The organism is Prevotella sp. C0026C3, from assembly GCF_056590795.1.
In genome coordinates this window covers 160,560-180,424 of record NZ_JBWPWW010000006.1, presented here as the reverse complement: position 1 = coordinate 180,424, position 19,865 = coordinate 160,560, and the positions used below count along the sequence as shown (strand labels likewise).

14 protein-coding genes and 1 CRISPR repeat array are annotated in these 19,865 nt (G+C 40.8%); of the genes, 10 read left to right on the top strand and 4 right to left on the bottom strand.

Going from position 1 to position 19,865, the window contains the following annotated elements:
• The first annotated feature begins 542 nt into the window (after positions 1 to 542).
• From dnaK to AC1EK4_RS05820, 6 genes are all read left to right on the top strand, one after another.
• The gene (dnaK, locus tag AC1EK4_RS05845) at positions 543 to 2,468 is read left to right on the top strand and encodes a molecular chaperone DnaK (protein ID WP_036900630.1); all 1,926 of its coding nucleotides are present in this window, start codon (positions 543 to 545) and stop codon (positions 2,466 to 2,468) included.
• Between the two features lie 1,082 nt (positions 2,469 to 3,550).
• Entirely contained in the window at positions 3,551 to 7,219 is a 3,669-nt protein-coding gene (gene cas9 / locus AC1EK4_RS05840) for a type II CRISPR RNA-guided endonuclease Cas9 (protein WP_480357382.1), read from the top strand.
• An 8-nt stretch (positions 7,220 to 7,227) separates the two neighbouring features.
• On the top strand, positions 7,228 to 8,115 hold the full coding sequence (cas1, locus tag AC1EK4_RS05835) for a type II CRISPR-associated endonuclease Cas1 (protein ID WP_480357381.1): 888 nt from the start codon (positions 7,228 to 7,230) through the stop codon (positions 8,113 to 8,115).
• Positions 8,112 to 8,450, top strand: coding sequence for a CRISPR-associated endonuclease Cas2 (gene cas2 / locus AC1EK4_RS05830; RefSeq protein ID WP_480357380.1), 339 nt, complete (start codon positions 8,112 to 8,114; stop codon positions 8,448 to 8,450). Before cas1 ends, cas2 begins: the two co-directional genes overlap by 4 nt.
• A 90-nt stretch (positions 8,451 to 8,540) precedes the next feature.
• Positions 8,541 to 9,688: a CRISPR direct-repeat array (repeat unit 36 nt; unit sequence GTTGTGGTTTGATGTAGAATAAAGATATAAGACAAC).
• Between the two features lie 194 nt (positions 9,689 to 9,882).
• Positions 9,883 to 10,332, top strand: coding sequence for a thioredoxin-dependent thiol peroxidase (gene bcp / locus AC1EK4_RS05825; RefSeq protein ID WP_036900677.1), 450 nt, complete (start codon positions 9,883 to 9,885; stop codon positions 10,330 to 10,332).
• A 123-nt stretch (positions 10,333 to 10,455) separates the two neighbouring features.
• The gene (locus tag AC1EK4_RS05820; RefSeq protein WP_084589774.1) at positions 10,456 to 11,490 is read left to right on the top strand and encodes a YeiH family protein; all 1,035 of its coding nucleotides are present in this window, start codon (positions 10,456 to 10,458) and stop codon (positions 11,488 to 11,490) included.
• On the opposite strand, the gene AC1EK4_RS05815 is transcribed toward AC1EK4_RS05820, so the two are convergent.
• Positions 11,451 to 12,146, bottom strand: coding sequence for a hypothetical protein (locus tag AC1EK4_RS05815; RefSeq protein WP_480357379.1), 696 nt, complete (start codon positions 12,144 to 12,146; stop codon positions 11,451 to 11,453). The two genes, AC1EK4_RS05820 and AC1EK4_RS05815, sit on opposite strands and share 40 nt — an antisense overlap.
• 11 nt (positions 12,147 to 12,157) lie before the next feature.
• Complete coding sequence (locus AC1EK4_RS05810) at positions 12,158 to 13,006, bottom strand: ATP-binding cassette domain-containing protein (RefSeq protein WP_480357378.1); 849 nt, start codon at positions 13,004 to 13,006, stop codon at positions 12,158 to 12,160.
• 690 nt (positions 13,007 to 13,696) lie between these two features.
• On the opposite strand from AC1EK4_RS05810, the gene AC1EK4_RS05805 reads away from it, so the two are divergent.
• From AC1EK4_RS05805 to AC1EK4_RS05795, 3 genes are all read left to right on the top strand, one after another.
• Positions 13,697 to 14,557, top strand: coding sequence for an enoyl-ACP reductase FabI (locus AC1EK4_RS05805; protein WP_480357376.1), 861 nt, complete (start codon positions 13,697 to 13,699; stop codon positions 14,555 to 14,557).
• A gap of 482 nt (positions 14,558 to 15,039) precedes the next feature.
• The gene (locus tag AC1EK4_RS05800) at positions 15,040 to 15,225 is read left to right on the top strand and encodes a DUF4250 domain-containing protein (RefSeq protein WP_036900662.1); all 186 of its coding nucleotides are present in this window, start codon (positions 15,040 to 15,042) and stop codon (positions 15,223 to 15,225) included.
• Positions 15,226 to 15,244: 19 nt separating this feature from the next.
• Complete coding sequence (locus AC1EK4_RS05795) at positions 15,245 to 15,493, top strand: hypothetical protein (protein WP_036900659.1); 249 nt, start codon at positions 15,245 to 15,247, stop codon at positions 15,491 to 15,493.
• Positions 15,494 to 15,570: 77 nt separating this feature from the next.
• Here the strand turns inward: AC1EK4_RS05795 and AC1EK4_RS05790 are convergent, their stop codons facing one another.
• Positions 15,571 to 16,950 carry an MATE family efflux transporter gene (locus AC1EK4_RS05790; RefSeq protein ID WP_062435851.1) on the bottom strand — a complete coding sequence of 460 codons (1,380 nt, stop codon included), beginning with the start codon at positions 16,948 to 16,950 and terminating at the stop codon, positions 15,571 to 15,573.
• 467 nt (positions 16,951 to 17,417) lie between these two features.
• Positions 17,418 to 18,251 carry a YaaA family protein gene (locus AC1EK4_RS05785; protein ID WP_369796382.1) on the bottom strand — a complete coding sequence of 278 codons (834 nt, stop codon included), beginning with the start codon at positions 18,249 to 18,251 and terminating at the stop codon, positions 17,418 to 17,420.
• A gap of 70 nt (positions 18,252 to 18,321) precedes the next feature.
• Between AC1EK4_RS05785 and AC1EK4_RS05780 the strand changes: the two genes are divergently transcribed.
• Entirely contained in the window at positions 18,322 to 19,863 is a 1,542-nt protein-coding gene (locus AC1EK4_RS05780; RefSeq protein ID WP_036899758.1) for a glycine--tRNA ligase, read from the top strand.
• Positions 19,864 to 19,865 lie beyond the last annotated feature (2 nt).

Here is a 19,865-nt window from a genome sequence, read left to right as displayed (position 1 = left end):
TTGTATTGCTGGTTGTTTCTTTTTCCTCGCCGAGAGATGCAGACAACCTCTCGCTACGCTTCGAGAACGTCTGCATCGCTCGGCGAGGCCTACTCTTTTATTGCACTTCGTTTTGTAACTTGCAAGAGAAGACTATAAATTAAAGAAAAATCAAGTAATCATAGGAGCCATAGAACAAGATTACATCGAAATTAAAACAAAACTCCCCAAAAAGAAAATTATGGTACGTGGCATAGAAAACCTATAAAAGATTATAATTACTGAAAGTTCTCTATACCGACAATACTCTAGCCTTATTGTCGGTATACCGCCTATATAAATATAGAAAATAAGAAATACAAAGAAAAACATTTAGAAGGATTTGGAAACTGCCAACTAGCTGTAATTAGTCTTCAATAATTATTTCCATGTCTTTAATAAACTCCTAATGGTTTTGTGTCATTCTGTCATATTATGTCACTTGGCACATGGTTTGTTAATAAGATGACGGATATTGGTGTCCACATCAAATTAGATAATAACAAAAATAAATATATAAGATTATGGGAAAGATTATTGGAATCGACTTAGGTACAACCAACAGCTGCGTTTCCGTATTTGAAGGTAACGAACCTGTTGTGATAGCAAATAGCGAAGGTAAGCGCACAACTCCTTCTGTTATCGGTTTTGTAAAAGATGGCGAGCGCAAGGTGGGTGACCCTGCTAAGCGTCAGGCTATCACCAACCCGACTAACACAGTATACTCTATCAAACGCTTTATGGGTGAGACTTACGACCAATCGCGTAAGGAAGCAACGAGCATGCCTTATAAGGTAGTAGACGAAAACGGTTTCCCCCGTGTAGATATTGAGGGACGCAAATATACTCCGCAGGAAATTTCTGCCATGGTATTGCAGAAGATGAAGAAAACTGCTGAGGATTATTTAGGTCAGGAAGTAACCGATGCTGTCATCACAGTACCAGCTTACTTCTCTGATTCACAGCGTCAGGCAACCAAAGAAGCCGGCCAAATTGCAGGCTTGAACGTTCAGCGTATTGTAAACGAACCTACAGCAGCTGCACTCGCTTATGGCGTAGACAAGGCTAACAAGGATATGAAGATTGCCGTATTCGACCTTGGTGGTGGTACATTCGATATCTCTATTCTAGAATTCGGTGGCGGTGTATTCGAGGTATTATCTACCAATGGTGATACTCACCTTGGTGGCGACGACTTCGACCAAGTTATCATTAACTGGCTGGCTGACGGCTTTAAGGCCGACGAGGGTATCGATTTGAAGAAAGACCCAATGGCCATGCAACGCTTGAAAGAGGCTGCCGAGAAAGCTAAGATTGAATTATCAAGCTCTACATCTACCGAAATCAACTTGCCTTACATCTCGGCTGAAGGTGGTGTACCTAAGCACTTGGTAAAGACTTTGACCCGTGCACAGTTCGAACAATTGGCTCATGGACTTATCCAAGCTTGTCTTGTTCCTTGCCAAAATGCGATACGCGATGCCAAGTTACAGACTTCAGACATTGACGAAGTCATCCTCGTAGGTGGTTCTAGCCGTATTCCTGCCGTGCAGACATTGGTGAAGAACTACTTTGGCAAAGAGCCTTCTAAGGGCGTAAACCCCGACGAAGTGGTAGCCGTAGGTGCTGCTATTCAGGGTGCTATCTTGAACAAAGAAAGCGGTGTGGGCGACATCGTGTTGCTCGACGTAACCCCGTTGACCCTCGGTATCGAGACTATGGGTGGCGTGATGACAAAGCTGATTGAGGCTAACACAACCATCCCTGCTAAAAAGAGCGAAGTATTCTCTACAGCCGTAGACAACCAGACTGCCGTTACCATTCACGTATTACAAGGCGAGCGTCCCATGGCTTCACAGAATAAGAGCATCGGCCAGTTCAATTTAGAGGGTATCGCACCTGCACGTCGCGGTGTTCCGCAGATTGAAGTTACATTCGATATTGACGCCAACGGTATCTTGAACGTAAGCGCCAAAGACAAGGCTACAGGCAAGGAACAGAACATCCGCATTGAGGCATCAAGTGGTTTGAGCAAGGAAGAAATCGACCGTATGAAAGCAGAGGCAGAAAGTAACGCCGAAGCAGACAAGAAAGAGCGAGAGAAAGTGGACAAGATGAATCAGGCAGACTCCATGATTTTCACCACCGAGAACTTCTTGAAAGACAACGGCGACAAGATTCCTGCTGACCAAAAGCCCGGTATCGAGAGTGCTCTCCAGCAACTCAAAGATGCTCATAAGAGTGGTGATGTGGCTGCAATTGATACAGCTATCAACAACCTCAACACCGTGATGCAGACTGCTAGCCAGCAAATGTATCAAGGAGCACAAGGTGCTCAGCCCGGCCCCGACGCTTCTCAAGACTTCAACGGTGGTGCTCAAGACGGTCAACAATCCCAAGGTGGCAACGCCAGCGACATCCAAGACGCAGACTTCGAGGAAGTGAAATAATCTCTCAGGAAATGTAACGATAGAATATAAAAAACTATAAGTGAATGGCAGCAATGTAATAGAGATATTATGTTGCTGCTATTTTCGTATTATAAATTAAGAATGTATAGACTATCAAATTATTATTATAGTCTTAATTATGTGTGCAACTATTATGAAATATACGCTATATATTTTGACACCCAAAGCATGCTATAGATGAAAGTGCTATGTATATTCAAAATCGAATTACGAAGAACTTGATAAAGTATAGCTGGGTGCGGATGAGGAAAAGAGACAACAGAAACATAATTTCTTCAACCAATGATATTATATCAAATACTATGAGGGTGCTGTTTTAGTCTGTGCCTGTAATATCCAAAAACAAAAAGTTAGATCTAAAGTTTTGATACGAATTACATGATGACAGAATCAGGAAAGGATTGCTTATTTATCATAGATAAAAATGTTCGAAGCAGCTTGGTCCTTACGTCCGCCGTCTTAATTCTCAACTCGCCATCTCGTGGTCAAGTCTTGTCATACGGTTGGATAGTGGTGTCCTTGCTGCCTCTTCGGATTAATACTAACACCCGCTGGTTAATTCAGGCTTAACGGTATTCCTATCATCCGCGAGGATGTTCCGCTCGATTATGCCGGCTGTTAGTACTTCACTACAAAGATAAATAATTATTCTATACATTGCGTCAAAAAACAAATATTTTTCGATAATGACATTAAAAGAATTGGAATGGTAGAGTCAACTAGCAAATACAAAATTAGCATAGTTAACTCTACTCCAACCAAAAGGACTGGAACTAAAGGTATATTGGCGTATATTAAATAGAAATATATTGGACAATTAGTTAGGATTCAGGTTAGTAGCACTTAGGTATAAATATAAAAAAGAGGAAATGATTTGCTCATCTTTCCTCCATATATGAGAATCAAAAAAAAGCCCCTCCGAAGAGGAGCTACAGGAAAATATCCTTCGGCATATAGCCTTATTGTGATAAGATGTAGAAATCTTTCTGTTGCAAATATAGATTATTTATTTTGAAGTTACAAATATTTTGTATAATTTTATTGCATTAATTTAATAAAACATGAAAAAGCGCATATTAGGATTGGATTCCGGTACCAATAGCCTAGGTTGGGCTGTGGTTGATAGAGATGAGAACAATCAATATTCACTAATTAAATATGGTGATCTGATTTTCGAAGAGGGAGTAAAAATCGAGAAAGGTGTTGAATCATCAAAAGCTGCAGAGAGGACCAGCCACCGAGCTCTGCGAAAGCTATACTTTAGACGGAGACTACGTAAGATAGAAGTATTAAAAGTTCTAGTGAAATATAACTTATGTCCTCAAGTCTCTGAAGAAGAACTACATTTATGGCATACGCGAAAACTATATCCCCAAAACAAAGATTTATTACAATGGCAACGTACTGACGAAAAGGAGGGGAAGAACCCTTACATATACAGGTATCGCTGCTTACATGAAGAGCTTGACATGTCAGTATCTGCAAATCGCATGACTGTAGGTAGAGCCATGTATCATCTTGCACAACGAAGAGGTTTTTTAAGTAATAGGTTAGATAATGAAGAAGATGAAAATCAAATAGGTGCTGTAAAATGCGGTATTTCTAATTTAACAGAAGAAATACAATCTTCAGGATGTAAGTATTTAGGAGAATACTTCTATAAACTTTATAATGAACATGGCAATACGGTGAGACTTAGGACTAGATATACAAGTCGTGAATTTCACTATAAAAAAGAATTTTATGCAATATGCGAAAAACAAAAGCTAGATAAAAAACTAATCGAAGAATTAGCAAGCGCGTTGTATTTTCAGCGTCCGCTGAAATCACAACGCCATACTGTTGGAAGATGTACATTCGAGCCTAATAAACCAAGATGTGCAGATTCTCATCCTGCATATGAAGAATTCCGTATGCTGAGTTTTATAAATACAATTAAGGTGCAAGGGCCTTATGATACAGAACTTCGTGTACTAAATACAGAGGAACGAGACTCCATTACTAAATTGTTTTGCAGAAAATCTAAACCCAACTTTGACTTTGAGGATATTGCCAAAGAACTAGCGGGCAGAAATAACTATTGCTATATAGGCGATGTTGTTGATAAAGCTTATAAGTTTAATTATCGGATGTCACAAGGTGTTTCAGGATGCCCAACGACGACTTACTTGATAAACGTATTTGGTCAAGACTGGCAAACGGGTATAGCAGAATCATATCAAGCCATTGACACAAAATTGGGACAGAAGTCTGTAGATGCAATGATTGATGATGTTTGGAATGTATTGTACTCATTCTCATCAAAAGATAAATTACGAGACTTTGGACGTAAAAAATTACAATTAGGAGATAAAGAAGCAGACACTTTTGCAAATATCAAATTGACTCATAAGTTTGCATCGCTTAGTTTAAAAGCTATTCGTAAGATAAATATATTTTTGCGTATGGGTCTAGTCTATTCCCATGCAGTAACCTTAGCTAATATTCCTACTATAGTAGGAACTGATATATGGCAAAGAAAACGTAATTTTATATTGGCTGAACTTCTACCTCTCATAGAAAATTTTAATCCCAAGGAGACAAAATTACAAGAAACTCTGGATTTCTGTGTGAAAGACTTTCTACAAAATAATTTTGAATTAAAAAATGGAGCTGTAGATAAGCTCTATCATCCTTCGATGATAGAGGCCTATCCGGATGCAGGATTGAATAGCAACGGTATATTACAACTCGGTTCACCACGTACTAACGCCATACGGAATCCTATGGCTATGCGTTCACTACATGAGATAAGAAAGGTTATAAACCAGTTATTGAAAGATAAAATCATAAATCAAGATACAGAAATACATGTCGAATACGCTCGCGAACTAAATGATGCAAACAAACGAAAAGCAATATCTATTTGGCAGAAATCACAAGAGAAATTACATAAGAAATATGTAGAGGAGATAACAAATCTATACAAGGAAGAAACCGGAAAAGCAATAGTACCAACAGATACAGATATTCTGAAATTCAAATTATGGGAAGAACAAAATCATATTTGTTTGTACACAGGACAGCAAATAGGCATTGCTGAATTTCTTGGAGCTACCCCCAAATATGATATAGAACATACTATACCACAGAGTGTGGGTGGAGATAGTACTGACATGAATCTGACATTATGTGACAGCAGATTCAATCGCGAGATTAAAAAAGCTCAATTACCAACACAACTGGGTAATCACGCAGACATATTAGTACGAATAGCTGGTTGGAAAAACAGCTACGAGAAATTATCCAAAGATATAGATCGTATTCGTACTCATTCCGGAATGGCTAAAGACATAAAAGACAGGCTAATTCAAAAAAGGCACTTATTAAAATTAGAACGTGACTACTGGCGTGGGAAATATGAACGATTCATAATGAATGAGATTCCAGAGGGATTCAGTCGCAGGCAGGGTGTAGGTATTGGACTCATTTCTAAATATGCGGGACTATATTTAAAATCATTATTCCATGATAAGAATGAACGTAACAAAGGTCATGTATTTGTTGTAAAAGGGACTACAACTGCTGAATTTAGGAAAATGTGGGGATTGCAAAATGAGTATGAGAAGAAATCACGCAATAACCATGTACATCATTGCATCGATGCTATTACAATAGCCTGCATCGGCAAACATGAATATGCTCAAATGGCACAATACTATCATGACGAAGCTGAATATCTATATCATCACGGAATAAAGCCCATATTCCCCAAACCATGGAAGACATTCACGGAAGACTTATTAGATTTGGAGCATAGCTTATTCGTAGTACACCATAGCCCAAACAATATGGCTAAACAGGCACGAAAGAGAATTATAACATCTACAGGACAACATTGGGCACAAGGAGATTCTGCTCACGGAAGTCTACACAATGATACATATTATGGAGCCATTGAACGAGATGGCGAAATCAAATATGTAGTAAGAAGAGCTGTATCATCCTTTGAGCAAATGAGCGATGTTGATAGTATCGTCGATGATGTTGTTAAAGAGACAGTACGGAAAGCATTAGAGGGAAAGAATTTTAAGGAAGCTGTCAATGCTCCTATTTATATGAATAAAGAAAAAGGTGTATTGATTAAGAAAGTTAGGTGCTATGCAAAATCAATCAAGAAGCCTATAGATATTCGTACACATCGCGATAGTTCTAGTAAAGAGTACAAACGGAAATTCCATGTATCTAATGACATTAATTACCTGATTGCCATCTATGAAGGAACTGTAAAAGGAAAGGTTAAGCGAGATTTCGAAGTCGTAAAGAATATTGAAGCTGCTAATTTCTTTAAACGTAGTCAAGATAGAAGAGATTATCCTACCATCGTACCCGAAAAGAGTATTAAACATGGCTTCCCATTGAAAACAACATTAACAAATGGGACAATGGTTATTCTGTACGAAGAGAACAAAGAAGAAATAGATTTCACAAAAAAAGAAGATATTTGTCGGAGGTTATACAAACTTGTAGGAATGAGCTCCATGATTGTATCTGGTTGTGAATATGGCATCTTATCATTGAGACATCACCAAGAAGCACGACCTTCTAAGGATATAAAATCAAAAAATGGAGCTTTTAAGAATGGTGAAGCTCTTCGTCCAGCAATTACTATGCTTCACACCCAATTTAATGCTTTGGTAGAAAACATAGACTTCAATATTGATGTAACGGGAAATATAGAATTAATATAACGCATAATATGCTGAAACGTAGTTTGGTTTTTACATCTCCTGCCATGCTTTCTATGAAAGATAGACAGTTAGTTATTTCTTTGAAGGAACACCCTGATGAGCTACATACTGTTCCTATAGAAGATTTAGGGTTTATAATGGTAGAACATCCACAAGTGATATTGACCGTACCACTAATGAATTTTTTATCAGAAAACAACGTATCATTAGTCTTTTGTAATAGTAAAGGTATGCCATGTTCAATGCTATTAAACTTAGATACAAATACAACACAAGGAGAAACCATACGAAACCAAATGAATGCTGGAGAGGTCTTGAAAAAGAATATTTGGAAACAGATTGTAGAAGCAAAGATCCGTAATCAATCGTTACTATTAAATAAAGTCGGCAAACGAGGTGAGCTACTAAAACCTTTGTTTATGAACGTAAAATCTGGCGATGCCGATAATAGAGAAGGGATTGCTGCAAAAGTTTATTGGTCAGAATTATTTGGCAAGGACTTTCTACGCGATAGAAATATGCCCGGTATTAACAGTCTATTAAATTATGGATATACTATACTGCGATCGGCCGTAGCCCGCTCCTTGATGTCATCAGGCTTATTCCCGGCGATTGGACTCTTTCATAGAAATCGAAACAATGCTTTTCCATTAGCTGATGATCTGATGGAACCATATCGTCCCTTTGTTGATGAAATAGTTTATAATCTCTATTGTGAAGGAAAAGAGGAGTTGAATAAAGAAACCAAAGCAGAACTAATTAGACTATTATACTATGATACTTATTTTAAGAAAGTAACACGTCCGCTTTCAGTTGGTCTCTCTTTGACAATGGCATCATTGGTAAGATGTTATGCCAAAACAAGTAATAAATTGATATTACCAGAAATAAGATGAGTGAAATCCGACTAAATTGTTACCATATTATGTGGTTGTTTGTGATGTTTGATCTACCAACTTTAACAGCTAAAGAACGTAAAAATCATACTCGATTCAGGAAAGAACTTGAGAAAGATGGATTTACCATGTATCAGTATAGTGTGTATATTCGATATTGTGGTTCTCTTGAAAGCGCAAATGTACATATCAAACGTGTAAAAACATTCACGCCAACACAAGGTCATGTTAGTATTTTGACTATCACGGATAGACAATATGCCGGAATTATCAATATTTGGGGAGAAATTAAAACAAAAACAGAGAAAGCTCCTATGCAATTGGAATTTTTTTAGTATTTTTGCTATATCTACATAAGAGACGGCCACTTCATATACTCTAATCCTATCATATCTCATTGATTTATAAGGATATAAGACATATACGTTGTGGTTTGATGTAGAATAAAGATATAAGACAACCTTGCAAATTCAAATCAGCACTAGGAATATGTTGTGGTTTGATGTAGAATAAAGATATAAGACAACAAGGAATAGAACACAAGCCAGTAATGCCTGTTGTGGTTTGATGTAGAATAAAGATATAAGACAACCCAATCCGCACAGACTGGGACGTAATGGGTTGTGGTTTGATGTAGAATAAAGATATAAGACAACGGTGTTCTTCAATGTCTTGTTTGCGCCACTGTTGTGGTTTGATGTAGAATAAAGATATAAGACAACAGTGTTATAGATGATATTATCTTATCAGATGTTGTGGTTTGATGTAGAATAAAGATATAAGACAACAATTAATGATTTATTACTCTTCATGTTTCTGTTGTGGTTTGATGTAGAATAAAGATATAAGACAACTTGGCAAAAGCTATGTTCAACGAGCTCGAAGTTGTGGTTTGATGTAGAATAAAGATATAAGACAACTTGTTGGGAGGAGCTTTTGCAAACAAATAGTTGTGGTTTGATGTAGAATAAAGATATAAGACAACGCAAACCAGATGATGTTGTCGTAGTTCTTGTTGTGGTTTGATGTAGAATAAAGATATAAGACAACAACATGCTTGCATACCAGTTCTGTATCACCGTTGTGGTTTGATGTAGAATAAAGATATAAGACAACAATCTAACAACAAGTGAGGTTCTCCTGACTGTTGTGGTTTGATGTAGAATAAAGATATAAGACAACTGATTAAAAGCACACACACGCAAAGGATTGGTTGTGGTTTGATGTAGAATAAAGATATAAGACAACTTCACAAGCACGAGCAGCCGTAATATCTTGTTGTGGTTTGATGTAGAATAAAGATATAAGACAACTGTATCTGAATATCTCCAGAACCAAAGGAGTTGTGGTTTGATGTAGAATAAAGATATAAGACAACAAGGAAAACAAATCGTTGGTGTTAGCTTTGTTGTGGTTTGATGTAGAATAAAGATATAAGACAACATTACCTCAAGTTGTCGCTCACTTAATGAGTTGTGGTTTGATGTAGAATAAAGATATAAGACAATCCCACGAATAACAGATAATATCTTCGATTGTTGTGGTTTGATGTAGAATAAAGATATAAAAGAACGAGGATACAAAACAATTATTTCACATTAATTTTGTCGATAATATACGAGTTTAACGCTAACTATATACCCTTTATCCCTTATTTTCATTACCTTTGTAGCTGAAATACTGCACTCGACAATTTGAAAAAAGGTTTTCATTGTGCTCGTGTGCACCATATTTCCGCCAATAAACAACAACTAAACACATTTAACTATGGAAGTAGGAAACAAAGCACCCGAAGTATTGGGACGCGACGAAAAAGGTAACGAGATTAAATTGAGCGACTTCAAAGGACAAAAGCTGGTATTATATTTCTATCCAAAGGACAGTACATCGGGTTGCACTACAGAGGCTTGCAATCTACGCGACAATTACTCCGAACTTCGCAAAGCCGGCTATGCAGTCGTAGGTGTAAGCGTTCAGGATGAGAAGTCGCACCAGAAATTCATCGATAAAAATGAGTTGCCCTTCCCACTCATCGCAGATACCGAGAAGACATTGAATGAAGCTTTCGGCGTATGGGGTGAGAAGAGCATGTATGGTCGTAAATATTTTGGTACATTCCGTACCACCTTTATCATCAACGAAGAGGGAATCGTAGAACGTATCTTCACTCCCAAAGAAATCAAGGTAAAGGAACACGCCAAGCAAATACTTGGGTAAACGTTTACCCCCATCTCTCTACTCAAGATACGAGAGTAACGATTATTAATAATATAACACCAATCAATAACTCCGCTCTACCCTCTTTCTTTCATATCAAGAGATAAGGAGCGGCCTCTTTTTATGCAATTATCATCATCAAGGAGCAGTATGCTCCACGGAGTGCTACTGATAACACTCTTCGCTTGCGCCGCATTCTACATCGGCGACATGTCATTCGTCAAGCAGATTTCATTCAGTCCGATGATTGTCGGTATCATTTTAGGTATGCTCTATGCCAACAGTCTCCGCAATAATCTGCCCGAAACATGGGTTCCCGGTATCGCTTTCTGTTCTAAACGAATCCTCCGTATCGGTATCATCCTTTACGGTTTCCGACTCACTTTTCAGGATGTTACAGCCGTAGGATTACCTGCCATCGCCATCGATGCCATCATGGTGACGGTCACGGTATGCGGTGGTATACTCATCGGACGACTGCTCCACATGGACCGAGGCATCGCTTTGCTCACATCGGTTGGCAGTGGTATCTGTGGAGCCGCGGCTGTATTAGGTGCCGAGTCGGCCATTAAAATCAAACCATATAAGACGGCTGTGGCCGTTGCCACGGTCGTTATCTTCGGCACACTCTCCATGTTCCTCTATCCTATATTGTATCGTAGCGGCATATTTGAGTTATCTCCTGAGGCCATGGGTATTTTTGCCGGTTCTTCCATTCACGAAGTTGCACACGTCGTTGGTGCCGGCAATGCCATGGGTAAAGAAGTTTCCGACGTAGCCATCATCGTCAAAATGATCCGTGTCATGATGCTTGTACCGGTACTATTAGTCATCAGTTACAGCGTAGCACGTGCTACTAGACAAAATGCAAGCGATAATGAGCGCGGCAAAATCACCATTCCTTGGTTTGCCATTCTATTTTTAGCCGTTATCGGGTTCAACTCTTTCGACCTCTTGCCCGAATCTCTAGTGAACTTTATCAACACTTTTGATACGTTCCTTCTGACCATGGCCATGACCGCACTTGGTGCCGAAACGAGCATCGAGAAGTTTAAGAAAGCCGGTTTTAAACCCTTCGTATTAGCAGCCATTCTTTATCTTTGGCTCATTGGTGGAGGCTATTGTTTGGCTAAATTCGTCGTTCCGGTATTGGTATAAATACATATATATAAACAAAAGAAGCCGTGAGAATTCACGGCTTCTTTTGTTTGATAGGTAAGATAATATTCCATACCACCCAAGACCATTCCACATACGACAACAGTCACCAATGGTCCCACCCTGCGGAACACTACCATCGTCACCAAAAAGACGGTATGAATCCATAAATCTCGACAAGTAAAGAGGTCTTGATTCTCACATATATCACGCCAAACATAAGGAGTTATCATGCTATACGAATCAATAGAGACTATCAAGTGCAATATATAGTAGAATAATTCTGTACACATCCAAACACCTAAAAATAGTGCAAAGAAAGACAACAATCCAAAGAGGTAACGCGACAAAAACTTCTCTAGAAAAGAAGCAGGTAACATCAACTCTGATACCAACTCATGTGGCTTACACATCCCCTGCATGATTCCCATGCCGGAAATAACGAATACTATTCCCAAAAACGTAGCCACAATACCTCCTAAAAACTTGGTCACAGACATTTGCATATCTTCTATATGAAGGAGTGGGATTATCATATATAAGAATGCGGCACCCAATACTGCGCCTAAGAGTCCCGGCCAATAGCGTAAGCAGCCAGTGTATATGCGCCACTCCAATAGTTTCCCAAATCTACGTATGTTAAATGTTTCCATCATATTTCCTCCATTTAATTGTGTTCTTGGTTTTCCAGATTGGTAAAATTTGCTTGATTCACCATTGCATTGAACAGTAATTCCAAGTTCAAGAGCGTATCTTCATCGCCTGTTTGACGGTGACACATCACAGCATTGCCTTGCAATGCCGGTTCTGCGTAAATCACTGTATCGTCCATCTCGCTCTGTCGGCGATAGCCGAAAGTGTATCTATCGGTCAGTTCCCCCACTGAAGCATTGAGCAAGAGTTGTGAATGGTCAAGCAGTAAGATATGGTCGAGCAGCGACTCCACATCGTGTACTTGATGAGTAGAGATAATCATGGTGCGCTCTTCGGTCATATTGTTGGCTATAATCTTGCGGAAGAGACTCTTCGAAGGTATATCCAAGCCGTTGGTTGGTTCGTCCATTACCAGCAACCGAGTTCCCGAAGCCAATGCCAAACACATATATACTTTCTTCTTTTGTCCCATAGAGAGTTCGTTCAACCGTTTCACTTCGGGCAATTCAAACTCCGACAAGCACTTGATTAACACCTCGTCGGAAAACCGAGGATAAAAGTCACGGTGCATCTCAATACACTTCATCATACTCATCCGTGGCATTTCAAATGTTTCGGGGACGATATACACATCCTGCAACATCTCCACTCGACGTGCATTTACGTCCATACAGTCAATATACACACGTCCTTGCTGCGGACGCAACAAACCGCAAACAAGATTGAGCAACGTACTCTTACCCATCCCATTTTTACCCAATAGACCGTAGATGCGGTTTTCCGGCAAAGAAAGCGAGAAGTCGTCGAACACCGGTTCTACCTTCTTGCTATAGCCAAACGTCATGTTTTGAATTTCTATCATACCCGTATTTTTAAACCAACCTTAGTGTACTACTATAATAGCACGCTGCAAATGCATTTCATTTTAGACTTTCTTGCAAATTTTTCTCAATATTTTTTCATATCACCGTGATTTTTTGAACAGTAAGTATATAACATGTCGCGTACCTACATAAAATAGAATAATCCCCACAATTCAAAACTTATGAACTTAGAAACTTATAAACTGAACTCTAAACTCGTCTACTTATCAACTCTATATACCCTCCTTCCCCTTTTGGGGAACCACCGGTCATCGACCTAATAGTCGCTGTTGGCGTAACAGGTGCTTTCTTTCTACTCATTACTTGTATACTTGTCAACTCTATATATCCTCCCTCCCCTTTTGGGGAGGGACGGGGTGGGGCTGTTGCAGCGCCTTGTCAGCGTTACTGCCTAGCCCATTCAGCATTGCTGCAAAGCCTAGACAGCGATGTTGCCACGCCCTTGCAGCCAACCAGTTAACAAGTAGACGAGTTGACAAGTGATAAGTTATGGAGTTGACAAGTGACGAGTTGGGAATGAAAAACTCATGAACTCACGCCTCTATAATATGCACAACACAGCCCTATCTGTGCAAAAACGGGTAAGAAATAGGACAATTCGGTTGGCTTATCAACAAAAAACACATACCTTTGCATTCTCAAATTATTATATAGAAACAAATAAAACGATGAGTTACAATCTTTTAAAAGGTAAAAAGGGTATTGTTTTCGGGGCACTGAACGACAAATCGATTGCTTGGAAGGTTGCCGTAAAGGCAGTAGAAGAGGGCGCACAGATTGTGCTGTCCAACACTCCTATGGCTATCCGTATGGGAGAAGTTGACGCATTGGCCAAGCAAACTGGCGCAGAAGTCATTGCTGCCGACGCTACCAATGTGGAAGACCTTGAAAACGTATTCAAGAGAGCTATGGAAGTTCTCGGTGGTCCGGTGGACTTCGTACTCCACTCTATCGGTATGTCGCCCAATGTGCGTAAGAAGAGAACTTACGACGATCTAGACTACAAGATGCTCGGACAGACACTCGACATATCAGCCATTTCATTTCATAAGATGATTCAGGCTGCCAAGAAATTAAATGCGATTGCAGAATACGGTTCTGTTGTTGCCCTCACCTACGTGGCTGCACAGCGCACATTCTTGGGTTATAACGACATGGCAGATGCCAAAGCTTTGCTCGAATCTATCGCTCGTAGCTTCGGTTATATCTATGGCCGTGAGCACAACGTACGTGTGAACACCATCTCACAATCGCCCACAATGACCACAGCCGGTGCCGGTATCAAAGGTATGGATCGTCTGTACGACTTCGCTAACCGCATGTCGCCACTAGGCAATGCCACGGCCGATGAGTGCGCCGACTACTGTATTGTGATGTTCTCCGATCTCACTCGTAAGGTAACTATGCAGAACCTCTTCCACGATGGTGGCTTCTCTAGCATGGGTATGAGCCTGCGTGCCATGACAGCCTACGAGAAAGGTATCGCCGACGAGTACAAAGATGAAGAAGGAAACATTATCTACGGATAATGTAGTAAAACATTGCTACGATTTAAGAATAACGTTTTCAATCAATAAGTAGCAGTGTTAAAGCAAAATAGAGATGTAAAATCTACTTATAACATATAAATAAATGTATATCAATGCCAGTCCGAAGGACTGCCTATAAATAGCCGGGAACTATCAAGCGATAGCGAAGATAGTCTCCGGTTTATAATATTCGGGGTATCCAGTCTGGCAAGACTGCCCACGCACAATCTGTTATACAATTGGCAAACTTGAGGGAGTCTTATCAAACACGAATTGGTCTTTGCCTTATCTCCGTAGGTTTTCGCTGCGCTCCAATGCAACACCGATGAAGCGATAATCTTTCATACAACAGTCATCAAGATATGAAATCAACAAACATTCATCTGTCAACTCCCTCTATAACTCCAATGCCAGATAGGCATTTAACTCCCGATCACTCCAAAGTTGAGCATCTCTGCGAAACTTAAATACTCTTTATACACATGGACCACCTACCACAAAACGACATACCGATGCTTGTTTCGGCCATCAACTTCCTGTTGCGCGACGAAGAATTTGACAATCTTGACCAGATATGTTACCATTTCAACATAGGCAGAAAAGACTTGGAGGCACGCATGGCAAAGGCCGGTTTCCAATATTCGGAGACCGAGAAGCGATTTTGGTAAACCACAAACATCGACTTATATGATTACAAAAGACAGTATAGAATCGGCTTACAGCTTCTTCCATCAGAAGTATCGTGTGTATCAATACTCCACGCTCGATTGGCAAAAAGACGATATAGAATATGCTATTGGTTCGTACGTGGCTGACATGAACAAGGACTTGTACGCGCTATTGGCCAATGGAAATGATTCATATCTGCTAGACCATACCTGCTTTGATGCCGACCTTTCATCGGCAGTGGAGCGGTTGGAGGAAATGTTGGAGTGAGTTTTTGAGTTGTTCTGTTTCTGAATTAATGAGTTATTGAGGGAGTTCTTGAGTCGGAAAGGGCTTGAGTTGTTCCCTTAACCTAACTTGGCTTGCAGCCATTTACCGCGATACAAACGCCAAAGGAACATGCAACCACGGAACGTAAGTTCCGCTGCCATAGCTGTCCAAACCCCTTTCAGGCCATAATGAGGTGCCAATAAAGCTGCTGTGGTAAGACGTAAGCACCACATACTGCCCAAGTTGATGAGTGCAGGACGCAAAGTATCGCCAGCTCCCACACATACACTGTAGGCCACAATGGCTGCAGCAAAGAACGGTTCTGCAAAGGCTTCGATGCGAAGAGATTGTATACCTAGTTCACGAATGGCCTCAACGGGGGTAAGCACACCTATCATTTCGGGCGCAAAAATATACATGATAACACCCATAAAGGCCATGACTGCCATGCCAAGAGCCACTGTCATATAAGCGAAATTACGACAAAGGTCGAGTCGACCGGCTCCTTTGCTCTGCCCCACAAGCGTGGTCGCCGCATCGGCAATACCGTAACCGGGCATATAACAAAGGCTTTCGGCCGTGATGGCAAAGGTATTGGCCGCAATGGCAAAGTTGCCTAGAGGTGCCACAATGATGGTGCTGACTATCTGAGCCGTACTCATCAAGATAGATTGAGCAGCCATTGGAGCGCCTATCTTCACTGCATTACGCACATAATCCCATACCCAACGGAATGGAGCTGTATCTAGTCGGAGTGCCAATATCTTACTCCGGAAGATGGCAAAATAGGCTTGTGAGAACGCACCGCACATGATAGCGAGAGCCGTTCCGATAGCGGCGCCGACGACACCGAGACCAAACCGGAAGATAAAAATATAGTTGAAAAGCACGTCAAGCACACACATGGCCACATTGACGACACTAGGTACACGCATATTTCCAGAACTCTTAAGCATTGCTCCGGACAAGTTGCCAAGCTGGAAAAAGGGCATGGCCAGCGCATAAATCAAGAAATAGAGCGATGCTTCATGCGCTATGTCGGCACCACCACCCAACCAATACGGTAATGGTTTATGCACCAAGAAACCGCAAAAAGCTACAAACAGACTCAAGAAGAAGGTACATATCAGTCCATGACGGAACACCTGACGCGCCTTGTCGAAGTCGTTGGCACCGATAAAGTGAGCCACTTGCACGGAGAACCCCATGGAAGAAGCATACGTAAAAGCCCCTAACAACCATGTAGTACTCTCTACCAAGCCGATAGCAGCAGACGGACGAGCACCGAGCTGTCCCACCATTGAGGCATCAATGAAGAACATCAGTACCGAAGTAATCTGTGACAAGATAGACGGAATACTCAATTCGACAATGAGATTGAGCTTCTCGCGATTCGTCATCGTGGCTCCCAGACGAATTCGTTCCAACAAGGCGTCGGTTTGTTTGCTGCTAAACATATATCAATATTGTATGTGCAAAATTAGTATAATCCTATCGCTTACCAAAATATAGTGTCCATTAAAATGGCTAAACTTACTTTGCCGATAACAGAAAAGAGGTGATTCCTGTATCTAACAGAAATCACCTCTTTCCCCTTTCATTTCTATTGCTTTCTTTTATTCGTGCCTCGTGGCACATCAATCTCTCAAATTTCTCTTGTTACTTGCGTACTTATTATCCCATCTTCTTACCTTAAACTAGATACCGTATTGAGATTTACATTCTTTATTATCTTATTATCTATTAACTTTTCGCACGCTAATTTCGTTCAATTTTGATGATGCAAAGATATATGGTATCGCAAAATTACATCTCAAAACAAACTTGTCTTTTTCATTATACCGTTTAATTCTTGACATAAATCAAGTACGTGTGTCCGCACACAAAAGTACACTTATCATCCTCTAAGAAACATCTAAGACCATTATCCCTCCATGACAAAGAGCGGATGAAGTCCATCTTCTGAATCATAACGATATGAAAAGCCTTCAAATTCAAAGTTTTTGAGTTGATCGGGATCTTTGATTTGATGCCTAATCACATCATTAGCCATGGCTCCACGACACATTTTGCAATACACGACGATGCTCTTCAACTTGCCATTCTTATCCACCATGAACTCCGGTTCTATCACTTTCACCTCACGTTTAACACGCTTCCAGTCAAAAAGATGCTTCATTTCAGCACTTGCCACATTCAATAACACGCCATCATCTTGCTTCACTGAGTCTATCAATACGTCTGTCAAGAGCGGTTTCCAATAGTCAAACATGCGCTGACCACCATTCTCTCCCAAGTAGACAGAGCCTTCCAAACGGTAGTTCTTAATCATATCGAGGGGACGCAACAGACCGTATAAGAACGATGTTATCCACAAATGCCCCTGCGCATATGCTAATTCCACATCAGAAAAGCTACCTGCTTGCAGATATTTATAGGCTATTCCAGTGTACGAGAAGATAGTTTCCATCTTCGGTTCAGGCTCTAAAAATGTGGTATAGCGATGCTTATTGAGTGCAGCTAGCTGATGATTGATTTTCAACATAGCCCCTAATTCTTCGGCACTGTAGCTCATCATCTGCGTAGCTATGGCCTCAGCCTGTTGTTGAAACATCGGTATCGTACCTTTTCGGCTATCGTATAATCGCTCGGAAGTCATGTCCTTGGCGCATGATAAAAGTATTTGCATCGTCTGATAGTTTCTTACAAAGGTAAGCATAAAGCCTGTAAAGCCATGTTCTTTATGAAGTTTTTGCATTTTTAATAGACAGTCTGTCAGAAATATTGTGTACCTTTGCCGAGTTAAAAAGGTAAACAAAAGATAAATCATGGCACAAGAAGATGTTTTCAAGAAGATAGTTTCCCATTGTAAGGAATACGGGTTTGTCTTCCCAAGTAGTGATATTTACGATGGCCTCGCAGCTGTCTACGATTACGGACAGAACGGTGTTGAGCTGAAAAACAATATCAAAGAGTATTGGTGGAAGAGCATGGTGTTGCTCCACGAGAATATCGTAGGTATCGATTCTTCCATCTTCATGCACCCAACAATATGGAAAGCGAGCGGTCACGTGGATGCTTTCAACGATCCATTGATTGATAATCGCGACTCCAAGAAGCGTTACCGCGCCGACAATCTCATCGAAGACCAGTTGGGAAAATACGAAGAAAAAATTGAAAAAGAGATAGCTAAGGCTCGCAAACGTTTTGGCGACAGCTTCGACGAAGCTAAATTCCGCGAGACAAATCCCCGAGTTCTGGAGCATCAACAAAAACATGACGCCCTTCACGAACGCTATACGAAGGCTATGCAAGGCCCAGATTTAGAGGAACTCAAGCAGATAATACTCGACGAAGAGATTGTAGACCCCATCTCAGGCACAAAGAACTGGACGGATGTACGCCAGTTTAACTTGATGTTCTCTACCGAAATGGGCTCTCTCTCAGACGCTGCCAACAAGATATATCTGCGTCCTGAAACCGCACAAGGTATCTTTGTGAACTATCTGAATGTTCAGAAGACCGGCCGTATGAAGCTTCCTTTCGGTATCGCACAGATTGGTAAAGCTTTCCGTAATGAGATTGTGGCACGCCAATTCGTATTCCGTATGCGCGAATTCGAGCAGATGGAGATGCAATTCTTCTGCCAACCGGGTACCGAAATAAAGTGGTTTGAATATTGGAAGAAGGCTCGTTTGGCATGGCATGAGGGTCTCAATATGGGCAATGAGAACTACCGTTATCACGACCATGAGAAGTTGGCGCACTACGCTAATGCCGCTACCGACATTGAATTTAAGATGCCTTTCGGCTTCAAGGAGGTGGAAGGAATCCACTCACGCACCAATTTCGACCTCTCACAACATGAGAAATTCTCCGGCCGACAGATTAAATACTTCGATCCGGAAACCAATGAAAGCTATGTACCTTACGTTGTTGAGACCTCAATCGGTGTTGACCGTATGTTCTTAAGCGTCATGTGTCACAGCTATACAGAAGAGAAATTGGAGAATGGAGAGACTCGCGTAGTTCTTCGTTTGCCCGAAGCTTTGGCGCCAATCAAATGCGCTGTGCTCCCATTAGTGAAGAAGGACGGACTCCCAGAGAAAGCTCGTGAGATAGTAGACCAACTGAAATTCCACTTCAACACACACTACGAAGAGAAAGATTCAATCGGTAAACGCTATCGTAGACAAGATGCTATCGGTACGCCTTTCTGCGTTACGGTAGACCACGATACGTTAAACGACAACAAAGTGACGTTGCGTTTCCGCGATACTATGGCTCAGGAGCGCGTCGACATCGCCGAGTTGCGCAACATCATTGAGGATCGTGTGAGCATCACAAGCGTTCTCAAGAAACTTCAGTAAAC

What these genes read in the sequence shown, in the direction of transcription:
- cas2 (WP_480357380.1), top strand. Translation starts at nt 8,112, where the DNA reads ATGAGTGAAATCCGACTAAATTGTTACCATATTATGTGGTTGTTTGTG.
- dnaK (WP_036900630.1), top strand. Translation starts at nt 543, where the DNA reads ATGGGAAAGATTATTGGAATCGACTTAGGTACAACCAACAGCTGCGTT.
- AC1EK4_RS05805 (WP_480357376.1), top strand. Translation starts at nt 13,697, where the DNA reads ATGAGTTACAATCTTTTAAAAGGTAAAAAGGGTATTGTTTTCGGGGCA.
- AC1EK4_RS05795 (WP_036900659.1), top strand. Translation starts at nt 15,245, where the DNA reads ATGATTACAAAAGACAGTATAGAATCGGCTTACAGCTTCTTCCATCAG.
- cas9 (WP_480357382.1), top strand. Translation starts at nt 3,551, where the DNA reads ATGAAAAAGCGCATATTAGGATTGGATTCCGGTACCAATAGCCTAGGT.
- AC1EK4_RS05815 (WP_480357379.1), bottom strand. Translation starts at nt 12,146, where the DNA reads ATGATGGAAACATTTAACATACGTAGATTTGGGAAACTATTGGAGTGG.
- AC1EK4_RS05800 (WP_036900662.1), top strand. Translation starts at nt 15,040, where the DNA reads ATGGACCACCTACCACAAAACGACATACCGATGCTTGTTTCGGCCATC.
- AC1EK4_RS05780 (WP_036899758.1), top strand. Translation starts at nt 18,322, where the DNA reads ATGGCACAAGAAGATGTTTTCAAGAAGATAGTTTCCCATTGTAAGGAA.
- AC1EK4_RS05810 (WP_480357378.1), bottom strand. Translation starts at nt 13,006, where the DNA reads ATGATAGAAATTCAAAACATGACGTTTGGCTATAGCAAGAAGGTAGAA.
- cas1 (WP_480357381.1), top strand. Translation starts at nt 7,228, where the DNA reads ATGCTGAAACGTAGTTTGGTTTTTACATCTCCTGCCATGCTTTCTATG.
- AC1EK4_RS05790 (WP_062435851.1), bottom strand. Translation starts at nt 16,950, where the DNA reads ATGTTTAGCAGCAAACAAACCGACGCCTTGTTGGAACGAATTCGTCTG.
- bcp (WP_036900677.1), top strand. Translation starts at nt 9,883, where the DNA reads ATGGAAGTAGGAAACAAAGCACCCGAAGTATTGGGACGCGACGAAAAA.
- AC1EK4_RS05820 (WP_084589774.1), top strand. Translation starts at nt 10,456, where the DNA reads ATGCAATTATCATCATCAAGGAGCAGTATGCTCCACGGAGTGCTACTG.
- AC1EK4_RS05785 (WP_369796382.1), bottom strand. Translation starts at nt 18,251, where the DNA reads ATGCAAAAACTTCATAAAGAACATGGCTTTACAGGCTTTATGCTTACC.